General features: G+C 65.4%; 11 protein-coding genes. All 11 read right to left on the bottom strand.

Annotated elements, in window-relative coordinates; translation table 11 throughout:
- Nucleotides 1-181: 181 nt before the first annotated feature.
- Nucleotides 182-760: a hypothetical protein gene (locus K8I61_06610; protein ID MBZ0271689.1), complete on the bottom strand. Its 579-nt coding sequence runs from the start codon at nucleotides 758-760 to the stop codon at nucleotides 182-184.
- 426 nt (nucleotides 761-1,186) lie between these two features.
- Nucleotides 1,187-1,636 carry a hypothetical protein gene (locus K8I61_06605; GenBank protein MBZ0271688.1) on the bottom strand — a complete coding sequence of 150 codons (450 nt, stop codon included), beginning with the start codon at nucleotides 1,634-1,636 and terminating at the stop codon, nucleotides 1,187-1,189.
- Nucleotides 1,633-2,991, bottom strand: coding sequence for a FliI/YscN family ATPase (locus K8I61_06600; GenBank protein ID MBZ0271687.1), 1,359 nt, complete (start codon nucleotides 2,989-2,991; stop codon nucleotides 1,633-1,635). The genes K8I61_06605 and K8I61_06600 overlap by 4 nt, the downstream gene beginning before the upstream one ends.
- Nucleotides 2,991-3,611, bottom strand: coding sequence for a hypothetical protein (locus K8I61_06595; protein ID MBZ0271686.1), 621 nt, complete (start codon nucleotides 3,609-3,611; stop codon nucleotides 2,991-2,993). The genes K8I61_06600 and K8I61_06595 overlap by 1 nt, the downstream gene beginning before the upstream one ends.
- Nucleotides 3,612-3,619: 8 nt before the next feature.
- Nucleotides 3,620-4,636 (bottom strand): flagellar motor switch protein FliG, encoded by a 1,017-nt coding sequence (fliG, locus tag K8I61_06590; protein ID MBZ0271685.1) that lies wholly within the window; start codon nucleotides 4,634-4,636, stop codon nucleotides 3,620-3,622.
- Nucleotides 4,636-6,309, bottom strand: coding sequence for a flagellar M-ring protein FliF (fliF, locus tag K8I61_06585; protein ID MBZ0271684.1), 1,674 nt, complete (start codon nucleotides 6,307-6,309; stop codon nucleotides 4,636-4,638). The genes fliG and fliF overlap by 1 nt, the downstream gene beginning before the upstream one ends.
- A 41-nt stretch (nucleotides 6,310-6,350) precedes the next feature.
- Nucleotides 6,351-6,668: a flagellar hook-basal body complex protein FliE gene (gene fliE, locus K8I61_06580; GenBank protein ID MBZ0271683.1), complete on the bottom strand. Its 318-nt coding sequence runs from the start codon at nucleotides 6,666-6,668 to the stop codon at nucleotides 6,351-6,353.
- A gap of 3 nt (nucleotides 6,669-6,671) precedes the next feature.
- Nucleotides 6,672-7,100: a flagellar basal body rod protein FlgC gene (gene flgC / locus K8I61_06575; GenBank protein MBZ0271682.1), complete on the bottom strand. Its 429-nt coding sequence runs from the start codon at nucleotides 7,098-7,100 to the stop codon at nucleotides 6,672-6,674.
- Between the two features lie 160 nt (nucleotides 7,101-7,260).
- Nucleotides 7,261-8,655, bottom strand: a complete 1,395-nt coding sequence (locus K8I61_06570) for a sigma-54 dependent transcriptional regulator (GenBank protein MBZ0271681.1) — start codon at nucleotides 8,653-8,655, stop codon at nucleotides 7,261-7,263.
- A complete protein-coding gene (locus tag K8I61_06565) occupies nucleotides 8,652-9,923 on the bottom strand; it encodes a PAS domain-containing protein (protein ID MBZ0271680.1) in 1,272 nt (423 codons plus the stop codon). The genes K8I61_06570 and K8I61_06565 overlap by 4 nt, the downstream gene beginning before the upstream one ends.
- Before the next feature lies 1 nt (nucleotide 9,924).
- A partial coding sequence (locus K8I61_06560) for a tetratricopeptide repeat protein (protein MBZ0271679.1) occupies nucleotides 9,925-11,964 on the bottom strand: 2,040 nt, incomplete at its 5' end.

The following is an 11,964-nucleotide window of genomic DNA, read 5'->3' as shown; positions in this document are numbered from 1 at the left end:
CGACACGGCGGACAACGACAATGACGGCGACGGCGGCGGCGGCGGGGATGACGACGACGACGATGGCGGCTGCGGCTGCTGAATCAATCGCCGCGAAGACGCAAAAGAAGCGCAAAGAGCGCAAAGGAACAAGGGGTTCCTTTGCGCTCTTTGCGTTTTCTTCGCGCCTTTGCGGTAAAAATCAGAAATCGACGGCCATGATCCGGTCCGCGATGCGCGCCGCGCGCTCGGGCGTCATGCGCGCGAGCAGCTCGGCCTGTTTTTTCGCCTTCATGCCGTAGAGCACGCGCAGCGCGAGATCCTCGTCAAGCGCGCTTAAAAGCGGCGCGACATCGTCGGCGCGCATGGCCGAATAGACCTTCACGAGCTTTTTCACCTTGTCGTCCTGCGCCAATTCGCGCGCCTTGAGTTGCGCGTCGATGCGCGCTTCCAGCGCGAGCAGCTCGTCGATTTCCTTTTTCACCTGTGTGCGCAGGCGCGCCAGCGATTCGCGCTCGCGTTCGATCGCCGCGCGCTCCGCCTCGAGAAACGAACGCGACTCTTCCCGCGCAGCAATGACGGCGACGTCATCGACTTCCTGCTCCGCGAGCGCGTCCGCGGCCGCGTCATCGTCGGCCGTGTCGTCATCGGCGGCCAGGACAAGCGCGGGCCAGGCGGCGACCGACAGGAAAACGACGCAAAGCGTGGCGACAAGAAATCCGGCGCCCACTCCCTGACGGTCGTGGTTCCGGCCTGGGAACGCCGAACCCCAGTTCGGCATATCCGCTCCCTGACGATCGTGGTTCCAATCCGAAATCCGAAATTCGAAATCCGAAATCGATCGCGCCTTGTCATCCTGAGCGAAGCGAAGGATCTCCCCGTCTCCGGAACACGGTTTCATTTCATCCCCCATCATCTCGACGAGGCGCGCGAAGGTCCGCGCGTCTCGTCGTTACCCATCATGCGCCCTTCGCGCGGCGGCGGCGGTGCGACCGCCGCGTCACGCGGGGCGGCCGGCGTGATGCGACGCCGCGCGCCGGAGCGAACCGTTCCCTTGCGGCAGAGCCTGTTGACGTGCACGCGATGACCGCGCGCGGACTTTGAATGACGCATCAGTGAACTCCCTTGGCGTCCGCAAGGAACCCAATGGACATCATGGACCGAATGGACCGAATGGACCCGAGGGCGAGCGCCCGCAATTCCCAATTCATCCGAGGTTTTCCCCGCGCCCGTGGCGCATGATCGCGATTTCCGAAAGGCGCAGATTTTCCTCGCGCGCTTCGCGGAAGGTTTCCTGTTCGTCAAAGCGCGTTTTCAGCGCGTCCATCGCCTGGCGGTCCTTGCGCGTCTCCATCATGATCGCCCGCTGATCCTCCACGCCGCGTTCAACGCGCGCGAGATGGCCGGCCAGTTCGGCGCGGCGCCGGGCCAGGCGTTCCATGTGCTGAAAGAACAGCATGTCGGTTTGCGGGTCGAAGGCCGCGTTGCGCAGGACGTTGCGCGTGCCGGCGTCGCGCGAAAGGCGCGCGTCGATCTGTTCGATTTCGTCGCGAAGCTCGTTGGCGGTCCGCACCACGCGGGCGAGCTCGCGCTGTTCGATCGTTTCGCGAAGCGAACGCACGCGCAAGACGGCGGCCAGCGGGAAGCCCTTTTTCATTTCGCGCTCCGTTGTTCCGGCGCGCCGCGCAGCGCGGCGACAAGGCCTTTCAGGGTTCGCGGAAAATCGGCGCGCTCGTCCACGTCCTGGCGCAAAAACGCGCGGATGTCGGCGATCGCGGCCAGGGCCTCGTCCACGCGCGGATTCGCGCCCTTGACGTACGCGCCGATGTTCACGAGGTCCTCAGCCTCCTCGTACACCGCGAGCAGCTCGCGCATCCGTCCGGCCAGCCGGCGATGCTCCGCGCCCGCAATGTCGCTCATGCAGCGGCTTGCGCTCGCGAGGATATCCACTGCGGGAAAATGGTTGCGCGCGGCGAGCTTTCGCGAGAGCACGATATGGCCGTCGAGGATCGAGCGCGCCGCGTCGGCGATCGGGTCGTTCATGTCGTCGCCCTCGACAAGCACGGTGTAGATGCCCGTGATGCCGCCGTCGCCCTGCCCGTTGCCGACGCGCTCGAGCACCGACGGCATGAGCGAAAACACGCTTGGCGTGTAGCCCTTGGCGGTTGGCGGCTCGCCGACGGCAAGCCCCACCTCGCGCCGCGCCATCGCCAGGCGCGTCAGCGAATCCATCATGAGGAGCACGCGCGCGCCCGAATCGCGGAAATATTCGGCGATCGTCGTCGCGAGATACGCCGCGCGAATGCGTTGCAGGGGCGTGCGATCGGAGGTCGCGGCGACCACCACGCTGCGCGCGAGGCCATCGGGCCCGAGGTCGCGCTCGAGGAACTCGCGCAGCTCGCGGCCACGCTCGCCGATGAGCGCGATGACGTTGACGTCCGCGTTCGTGTAGCGCGCGATCATGCCGAGCAGCACGGATTTGCCGACGCCCGATCCCGCGAAGATGCCGACTTTCTGCCCCAGCCCGACGGTGAGCGTCGCGTTGATCGAACGCACGCCGACATCGAGCACCTCGCCGATGCGCCGGCGGTGCATCGGGTTGACGGGCGATCCGTACAGCGGCATGTCGCGGTCGCCGACCGGCGCGGGCTTGCCGTCGAGCGGTTCGGAGAGCCCGGAAAGGACGCGGCCGAGCATGTCGCGCCCGATGCGGACGACGGGCCGGGAACGCACGCGCTCCACGCGGCTTCCCGGCAACACGCCGCGCATGTCGTGAAGCGGCATCAGCATGACGCGCGAGCCGTCGAACCCCACGACCTCCGCTGGCAAAGGCGCGCCCTCGCGGCCTTCTTCGTCGCGCGGAAAGATGCGGCAGATGCTTCCGACGGCCGCGCGCGGGCCGGACGCCTCGATGACGGTGCCGGCGATCTTGCGCACGTAACCGCTCACCTTGACGAGTTCCAGCCCGTCGAGCCGGTCATGCCACGGGGCGAGGTCGGCGAGGTCCTGCATCACGTCGAAAACAGCGTGGCGAGCTCGGCGGCGGCGGTCCCGACGCGCGCGTCCACGAGGCCCGATTCGGTTTCGATGAGACAGCCGCCCGGCGACACATTCGGGTCGGCAACGACGCGCACGTCGTCCACGCCGCTCAATTGCAAAAGTTCCGGGCGAAGCTCGGCGACGATTTTTTCTTCCTGCGGCGCGACGCGCACGATCAGGCAGCCGCGGTCGATCGCCTCGTCGATCGCCGCGCGCACGACATCGGCGACGATGGTGTCGTCTTCTTCGATCTTGCGTTTGACGATGCGTTCCGCGGCGTCGATCGCGAGCCGGGCGATCTTGCCTTCCATCGCGCGCAGCATGGCCTCGCGCGCGCCGGCAAGCTCCTCGATCATCCGGCCGAGGTTCTCGATCGCCGGTTGCATCTGCTGGCGGCCCATCTCGCGGCCGGCTTTTTCGCCTTGCGCGAATCCCTCGTGATACGCGTCGCGCTCGATCCGGGCGCCGCGCGCGATGGCCGCGTCGAGCGTGGCGCGCGCGCGTCCCTCGAAATCGACGGCGCGGAAATCTTCACGCCGGGCCACGGATTCCGATTTGGCTTCGAGAAATTTCGAGCGGACGAAGGTTTTCATGCGCGCGCCTAGACGAACACGTCGTCGCCGCCGCGGCCGGAGACCACGATGCGGCCTTCCTGCTCGAGCTTGCGGGCGACGCGGATGATGACGTTCTGCGCCTTTTCGACGTCGGACAGGCGCATGGGGCCGCGCGCGTCGATGTCTTCCTGGATCATCTGCGCGGCGCGCGAGCTGATGTTCTTGAAGATCTTCGCCTTCACGTCCTCGCTGGCGACCTTCAGCGAGATGACGAGGTCGTCGTTGGCGACCTCCTTCAGAATGGTCTGGATGCCCTTGTCGTCCACGTGCAGCATGTCCTCGAAGACGAACATGTGCTGGCCGATGCCCTCGGCGAGCTCGGGATCCTCTTCCTCGATCTTGCGCATGATCTCGTTGGCTTCGCTCTTTTTCATCGTGTTGATGATCTCGGCCGCGGGCTTCACGCCGCCGGTGTTCTCGGAGGTGCCGACGCGGTAGGTCGAGATATCCTTGATGAGCGAATCGACGACCTCTTCCATCGTTCCGGGGATCACCTGGTCCATGCGCGCGACGCGCACGATGACCTCGTATTGCATCTGCTCGGGCAGGCGGCTGATGATTTCCGTCGTCTGGCCGGTCGTCAGGTGCGAGCAGATGAACGCGATCACCTGCGGGTGTTCCTTGTGGATGAGGTTGAAGATCGTGCGCGCGTCGTATTTTTTCAGGTCCTCCAGGCGCTCGACGTAATAGAGGCGCTTCAGAAAATCCTTCGCGCGCGTTTGCGGCAGCGCCTTGGAGATGACCTTTTCCACGAAGTCCTTTCCGACCTCGGACATGTAGCCTTCGGCGATGACGCGGTGGTTGAATTCGGTCAGCACCTTGTCCATCAGCTCGGGCGTGACGTCGCCCATGGCGGCGATGGTTTTCACCACCTGGTGAATCTCCTCGTCGTCGAGGTTTTTCATCACCTCGGCGGATACCTCCTCGCCGAGGAACATCAGCAGGGCCGCGGCCTTCTGCGGCCCGGAAAGGTCGTGCCCGAAATTGTCGGCATGGAGCGACATCAGATCTGCTCCTTCAACCACTTGCGGACCATCAGCGTCACGGCCTTTTGATCCTTGCTGGCGTTATCGATCAGAAGCTTTCGCTGATCGGAGAGCTTTTTCATGCGGTCGCGCTCCGACTCGCCGGGCTCGCGCGGCGCCTCGTCGCCGTCATCGCCCGCCGGCAAGCGAAGGCGCGAGGTTTCCGCGCCGCCGGACAGGCGGCGCTCCATCTCGTCGAGCCCCGCGGGCAACATGCCGGCAAACTCGGTCAGCTCCGCCGGCGCCGGTCCCGCGGTCAGGAAGCGCACGAGACGCAAGCCCATGATCGCGACGATCAGAAGGAGCACGCCGTAGAGCACGTAGTTCACGATCGTGCGCACGAGGTCGGCCGTGACGCCGCCTTCGTCGAAATTCGGCTCCTCGAATTCGGACTGGAAGGCGACGTTGGCCACTTCGAGCTGGTCGCCGCGCGTCTCGTTGAAACCGATCGCCTTCTTGACGAGCTCCGTGATCGTCGCCATCTCTTCCGGCGTGCGTTTGACGTAGGTCTTCGTCGTCTTGCCGTCTTCCTCGACCGCGGCGTACGTGCCGTCGACCATCACGGCGACCGAAAGGCGCTTGATCTCGCCGACCGGCTCGCTGATCTGGCTTGTCACCTTGCTGATTTCGTAGTTGATCGTCTCGCGTTTTTTCTCCGCGGCCGACGAGTTCCGGCTACCTTCGTTGTAGGAGTCGTTCGGCACGTTCGCGTCGATGCCCGGCGCGCCGCCCGCGGTCGATTCCTCGGTGCCCGTGTTGGACTCGTTGGTGAGATGTTCGCTGCGCGCCACCTGGCTGTCCGGATCGTAAACCTCCTCGACCTTCGTCACCTGGCGGAAATCGAGCATCGCCGTCACCTTGGTGCTGACCTTTTCCGGCCCGACCACGCGCGCCAGCAATTCGTGAATGCGGTTTTCGAGGTTCATTTCGAGCCGGCGCTGATAGTCGATCATCGCGGGGTTGACCGGGCCGGCCACATCCTCGCGCTTGCCCTGCGTGAGAATCTTGCCGCGCTGGTCCATCAGATTGACGTTGCCGGCGTCCAGGCCGTCCACGCTGCCCGCGACCAGGTTCGCGATGCCGTCGATCTCCTCTTCCGTCAGCCTGGCGTTGGGCTTCAGCTTGACGATGACCGACGCGGTCGCGTCGCGCTTGTCTTCCTTGAAGAGCGTTTCCTTCGGGATGGCGACATGCACGCGCGCGCGGTCGATCGCGGCGATCTGCGAGATGGTGCGCTCAAGCTCGCCTTGCATCGCGCGAAGGAAGTTGATGCGCTGCTCGAACTCCGTCATGCCCGCGGACTTGCGGTCGAAGATCTCAAAACCCATCGACCCGCCGCGCGGCAGGCCGTCGGTGGCAAGCGCCATCCTGGTTTCGTAGAAGCGGTCCTCGGGGACGGATATCGAATCGCCGGCGGCGCCGATCTGGTACGGCACGCGGTCCGTCTTGAGCTTTTCAACGATCGCCGAAAGATCCTCGGCGGCGAGATCGGAATAGAGCAGGCGAAACTGCGGCTGCCCGGCGAACTTGACGACGCCCAGGAACAGCCCGACGCCAAGCGCCAGGAAGATCGCGAAGCTGATTTTCTTGCCCCACGACAGCCCCGAAAAGAGATTTTGAAGCTGCGCGAGCATCGGCTGACGGTCCGCCATAGTCCCCCCGAACGCGGCGGCCGCCTATAAAGGCGGCTTTCTCACACGGATATCCGCATGATTTCTTTGTACGCCGACAAGAGCTTGTCGCGGATTTCCATCATGGTACGAAACGACAGGTCCGCTTTCTGCAACGCAATCATCGCCTCGTGGATGTTGTCGCTGCTTCCGGCGGCGAGCGCCTCGACCACCTTATCCGCTTCCTTCTCGATGCCGGAGACGTCTTCGATCGCCTTTTTCAAAACGTCGGCGAAGTTCGGAGCGCCTTCGGCCTTGTCGGCCTTTTCGATTTCGTTCTTGCGCGTCAGGTCGATGGGCTGAAGCGATTGAAGCCGGGATGCGAGCGTGATGTCTTTCATCGTTTACCTCGCCAGCTCGAGCGCTTTTTTGGCCATCTCCTTGGCCGCGTTGATCGCGGTGAGATTTGCCTCGTATCCGCGCGCCGCGGACATGAGCCCCACCATCTCCTCGGACGGGTTGATGTTCGGATAACGCACGTAGCCCTCGGCGTTCGCGTCCGGGTGATCCGGCTCGTAAACCTCGATGGGATCGCGCTTGTCCTCGACCACCTTGTCCACCATGACCTCGTAGAGCTTTCGTTGTTCGTCGATAGCGGATGCAAAATCATTGCCATTGCCGACCGCCTTGAAGATCGGCACCAGGCGACGGTACGTCTTTCCCGTCTTGCTCGTCGTGTTGGCGTTCGAGAGATTCGAGCTTGCGACCTCCATCCGGAGACGCTGCGCCGAAAGCCCCGAGGCCCCGATCGCCATGATGTTGTAAAAGCCCATCGACAGCTCCTGAATTGGCTCCGAACGGTTCTTTCCGTCCGTCTTTTTGTTTGAGCAATCGATGTGCCACGCGGTTCGCATCGTTAACTACCTGATTTCGCTGTAGATTTGTAAGTTGCCCGCCGGCGCTTTTCCGGTGCTCGCCGGCCGTTTTTGCCCGCTAGACGGCAACTTCCTCCGCCTCGTCCGCGTCGTCCCCGCCGCTGGCGTAGCCGTATTCGTGCAGCTTGTTGCGCAGGGTTCGGATAGAAATCCCCAGCGTTTTCGCGGCTTTGGTGCGATTTCCGCCCATGTCGTCGAGCGTGGCGAGGATCAGACGCTTTTCCATGTCGCGGATGCTCGTTCCCGGGGCGACCGCAAGGCCGTCGTCCGCGCGGTGAGCGGGCGTAAATGCGCGATTTTGCACAATTGTCAGGCTGTCGCGGGTAATCGCGCGGCCTTCGGTCAGAAGCACCGCGCGCTCGATCGTGTTCGACAGTTCACGCACGTTGCCCTTCCAGGCGAACGATTCGAGCTCGCGCCGCGTCGGCTCATCGATCGCCATGTCGCCGCGTTCGTACTTGCGCGCGAAGTGCGTGACGAAGTGCTCGGCGAGGAAAGTGACATCACCTTGACGATCGCGCAGCGGCGGAAGCGTCAAGGGAATGACGTTCAGCCGATAGAAAAGATCCTCGCGGAATTTGCCGTCGGCGACGAGCTTGGGCAGGTTCGCGTTGGTCGTGCACACGACGCGCACGTCGATCGCCTTGGGGCCGTTGCCGCCGACGCGGTCCACCTCGCGCTCCTGCAATACGCGCAGCAGCTTGCTCTGGAGCACAGGGTCCATCTCGCCGATCTCGTCGAGCAGGATAGTGCCGCCGTCGGCCATTTCGAATTTGCCCTTTTTGGACGTGACCGCGCCGGTGAAGCTCCCCTTCTCGTGGCCGAACAGCTCGCTTTCCAGGAGCTGCTCCGGCACCGCCGCGCAGTTCACCGCCACGAACGGCCGATTCTTGCGCGGGCTGTTGCGATGGATGTGCAGCGCGAGCAACTCCTTGCCCGTGCCGCTTTCGCCCTCGATCAGCACCGTCGCGTCGGTGCGGGCGATATTCTCCGCGATCTTGAGGATGCGGATCATGTTCGGCGACCGCGTCAGAAGCGGGCGATCCCCCTTGGCGGCGAGCTGCGTCGCGGCCGAGGGGCGTGCGTCGTCCAGATGTTTTCCGATCGCGGCTTCGAGCGCGTCCGCGTTGAACGGCTTGACGATGTAATCCGACGCGCCGAGCTTCATGGCCTCGACGGCATTTTGAATCGTGCCGAACCCCGTAATGACGACGCACGGCATCTCCGGGCGCAGCTTCTGCGCCTCGCGCAAGACATCCATGCCGGTGGCACGCGGCATGTTCACGTCCGTCACCATCAGGCGATAGGCGTCCGGGCCGTGCAGCTTGGCGATGGCCTCGTGCCCGTCGGACGCGAGGTGCACGGAAAAGCCCATGCGCGAAAGCGTGAGGTCGAGCGCCTCGCGCATGTTGGGCTCGTCGTCGGCGACGAGCACGCATCCCTCGTAACTCATGCGGCCTCCGTGGCGCCGGCGCGCCGGCGTGGAAGGTTGACGGTGAAGCACGACCCGCGGCCCGGCTCGGATTCGATGTCGATGGAGCCGCCGTGGGCTTTGACGATGTTGTGCGCGAGCGCGAGGCCAAGGCCCGTGCCGCGCTCCTTCGTCGAGAAGAACGGATGAAAGATCTTCGCGCGCGTTTCCGGCTCGATGCCGCAGCCGGTGTCGCGGACGCTCACGCGCGTATAGTCGGCCTCGCCGCCGGTGGCGAAATCCGCGCGCCGCCCTTGCTCGATCGAAAGTGAAAGCGCGCCGCCTTCCGGCATGGCCTGCACGGCGTTCAGGATCAGGTTCATGAACACCTGCTTCAGCAGGTTCGGATCGGCGTCGATCGGCGCAAGCTCGTCGGGATAGTCGTGCGCCACGGCGACGCCCTGCGCCTCGGTGAGATGCGTGAAATAGCCGAGGCATTCCGCGAGCAGCACCGGCAGGCGCACCGGCTCGGCGCTCGGCTGCGTGTCGCGCGCGAAGGCCAGCAGGTTGTCGATGAAGTGGTTCATGCTGCGGATGCCCGACCGGATGCGCTCGACCATCTGGCGCTTGTCCGGATCGCCCGCGAGATCACGGGAAAGCAGGCTCGCGACAAGCTCGATGGAACCCATGGGGTTGCGCACCTGGTGGACGATCTGCACGGCCATCTCGCCCATGGCGGCGAGACGCCCGGTGCGCTCGTTCTCGTGGCGGATGTCCGCCTCGGAGGTGATGTCGGAGATGAGCACCACGCGGCTGCCGGCCGCGCCGCCGCCGATCATCGGATGGCAGCTCGCGCGCAGCACGCGGCGCGCGCCGCCGGCGTTGGTTTCGAACTCACGCTCGCGGGTGCGGCGCCGCGCGGCGAGAAGATCGTCCATCAAATCGGCGATGTGCGCCGGGCCGCCGACCGCCTCGACCAGCGGGCGATTCGCGAGCGCCTCGCCGCCGGGCGAAAGGAGCAGCGCGGCGGCGCGGTTGGCCATCTCGACGACGCCCTCGCGATCGACCACGAGAACGCCCGTGCCGAGGCTTTCGAGCACGCTCGCAAGCCACGTCGACAAGCGCTCCTTCTCGGCGAGGTTGTCGGCAAGCTCGCGGTTTTTCTCCTCGAGTTGCAGATTCAACTCGTCGATTTTCGCGGTCAGTTCCTCGTAGGATCGCGAAACGGCCTCGCCCGCTCCGGAAAAGCGTTCGAAAGCCTCGAGCAGAAGACGAAGTTCCTCGCCCGCGTGCGCGGCGTCGGCGCCCATATCATCCCTCCTTCATTCGCGCGTTAAGCTCGCGCATGAAGTCGCGGTGTTGCGTCATGCGTTTTGTCAGATCGCTCCAGTACGGATCGCCGACCGGCGCGGGAACCTTGGCGCCCTCGCTTTCCAGATACAGCGACGCCAGCCCCGCGCGCGGATCGTCCGGAAACGCGCCGACCGCCGCCTCGAGCACGGGACGCGCGGCGCCGCCTCGGCCCGACTCATACAGCGTCGTGCCAAGGCCAAAGAGCGCGTCGGCGGCCAAGCGCCGCTCGCGCGAGGTATCCGCGGGCAAGAGCAGATCGACCGCCTGGCGGAAGCCCTCGGCGCTCGCGACCGAATCGCCCACGTTCTGCCCCGCGCGCGAACGCAGGATCAGAAGCTCGGCGCGATCGGCCGGCGGATGCGGCAGGGCAAGCGCCTTTTCCGACATCGCGACAACGCGCAGATCGTTCGCGTCGCGCGCGGCCGCGCGGACAAGCTCGATCGCCGCCTGGCGGCCCACATGGCCTTTTTCGGTTTTCGCGAGCGTCTCGAAGATGACAAGCGCGCCATCGTGGTCGCCGGTTGCGTCGAGCGCGCGCGCGCGAGCCAGCTCCGCGCGCTCGGAAAAAAGGCGAACGGCGGTTTTCGACACCGCCAGCACGCGCAGGCTCGAAAGGTAAAGCCCCTCCTCGAGCGCCCACGCCACGCGGTCGAACGTGTCCGCGGACATGCGGTGATTGAAGACAAACGGCACAATCTCCGCGAACGCATTCGCAAGCCGGTCGAACTCGCCGCGAGCGTAGGCATCCCCGGCGAACGCCTCGAACACCGTCGCCATGAGATCGAGCCCGCGCCGCAGCCGCTTCGCGTCGAGCGCCTGCGTCAGATGCCGATGCACGGCGTCGAGCGCGTCGGCGGTGCGGCCCGCGTCCGCGAGCATCCGGGCGTATTCGAACTGCGCGTCGTGTGCGATCTCCGGGAACAACTCGCTTGTCATCGCGCGCCCGTACTGGCGCGCGGCTTCTTCCGGCACGGTCCCGGGCGCCGCGGCGACGGCCGCCCGCGCGATCGCGACCGATGACGCGAGACCCCATTCGCTGTCCGGCGCGCGGCGGACCAGCGCGTGGAAAATGGCGAGCGCGTCGCCCGCGTCGCCGTCGTCCTGGTGCATCTGCGCGATGCGAAACCACGAGACGAGGCGATAATCCGTCTCCGGAAAGCGCGCGATCAGTTCCGCGAAAATCTCGCGCGCGGCAGCGCGGCGCCCGAGCGCGCGAATGGCCTCGCCATAGGCGTACAGGCTGTCCTCGCCAAACCTCGACCGGTCGCCCGCCACGCCGAGCGCCTCGTCAAACAGGCGCGCCGCCGATTCGTGCATGCCGATACGCGATTGCGCGACGGCGATGCCGAGCGCGGCGGCAAATCGCTCCGCATCCGCGGCGGCGGCGTCCTCGTACACGCGGGCGAATTCGTCCGCCGCATTCGCGGTATCGGAAAGGCGAAGGAAAATGCGCCCGCGCGCGATGTGCGCCTTGCGCGCGAGCGGACCTTTCGGATCTGCGTCGATCAGCAGTTCGTAGTGCGCCAGGGCCTCGGGCTCGTACTCCTGTGCGTAGAGGATCGACGCCATCCGGAACAACTGCTGCGGCCGGCGCGTCGATGCGGGATAAAGCGACAAAAGGTCGCTGTAGATCGGCTTGGCGAAACGCACGACGAGATCATCGTTGTTAGGCGCGCCCGATTCGCGGCGCAAGCGCTCGAACGCGTCGTCCTCGCCGGACGCGGCGCGGCGCGCGCGCGCGTTGAGGTAAAACGCCTCCGCCTCGAGCAGGCGCGGAAGCTCCAGGTCGCGCGCGTTGGGCCGCCGGATGAACAGGTCGATGAGCGCGTCGTGCAGGCGCAGAGTTTCGCCGTCCTCGTACAGCGCAAGCGCGGCGCCAAGCTCCATGCCGCAGCAATCGGCCTCGCCCGCGTTCGCGTCGAGCGGAAAGACGAGATCAAGGCCGATCGCGGCGTCGAGCAGCGACGAATCGAAGGGCGCGACCGCGATGTCCGCGTC

It is taken from the genome of bacterium (assembly GCA_019912885.1).
Lineage (GTDB): Bacteria > Lernaellota > Lernaellaia > JACKCT01 > JACKCT01 > JAIOHV01.
This window is presented reverse-complemented; position numbering and strand designations above follow the sequence as displayed.

Excerpts from the sequence above, each read along its gene's own strand:
- K8I61_06610 (MBZ0271689.1), bottom strand. The coding sequence starts at position 760 with ATGCCGAACTGGGGTTCGGCGTTCCCAGGCCGGAACCACGACCGTCAG.
- fliG (MBZ0271685.1), bottom strand. The coding sequence starts at position 4,636 with ATGTCGCTCCATGCCGACAATTTCGGGCACGACCTTTCCGGGCCGCAG.
- K8I61_06565 (MBZ0271680.1), bottom strand. The coding sequence starts at position 9,923 with ATGGGCGCCGACGCCGCGCACGCGGGCGAGGAACTTCGTCTTCTGCTC.
- flgC (MBZ0271682.1), bottom strand. The coding sequence starts at position 7,100 with ATGGGCTTTTACAACATCATGGCGATCGGGGCCTCGGGGCTTTCGGCG.
- K8I61_06600 (MBZ0271687.1), bottom strand. The coding sequence starts at position 2,991 with ATGCAGGACCTCGCCGACCTCGCCCCGTGGCATGACCGGCTCGACGGG.
- fliE (MBZ0271683.1), bottom strand. The coding sequence starts at position 6,668 with ATGAAAGACATCACGCTCGCATCCCGGCTTCAATCGCTTCAGCCCATC.
- K8I61_06570 (MBZ0271681.1), bottom strand. The coding sequence starts at position 8,655 with ATGAGTTACGAGGGATGCGTGCTCGTCGCCGACGACGAGCCCAACATG.
- K8I61_06595 (MBZ0271686.1), bottom strand. The coding sequence starts at position 3,611 with ATGAAAACCTTCGTCCGCTCGAAATTTCTCGAAGCCAAATCGGAATCC.
- K8I61_06605 (MBZ0271688.1), bottom strand. The coding sequence starts at position 1,636 with ATGAAAAAGGGCTTCCCGCTGGCCGCCGTCTTGCGCGTGCGTTCGCTT.
- fliF (MBZ0271684.1), bottom strand. The coding sequence starts at position 6,309 with ATGGCGGACCGTCAGCCGATGCTCGCGCAGCTTCAAAATCTCTTTTCG.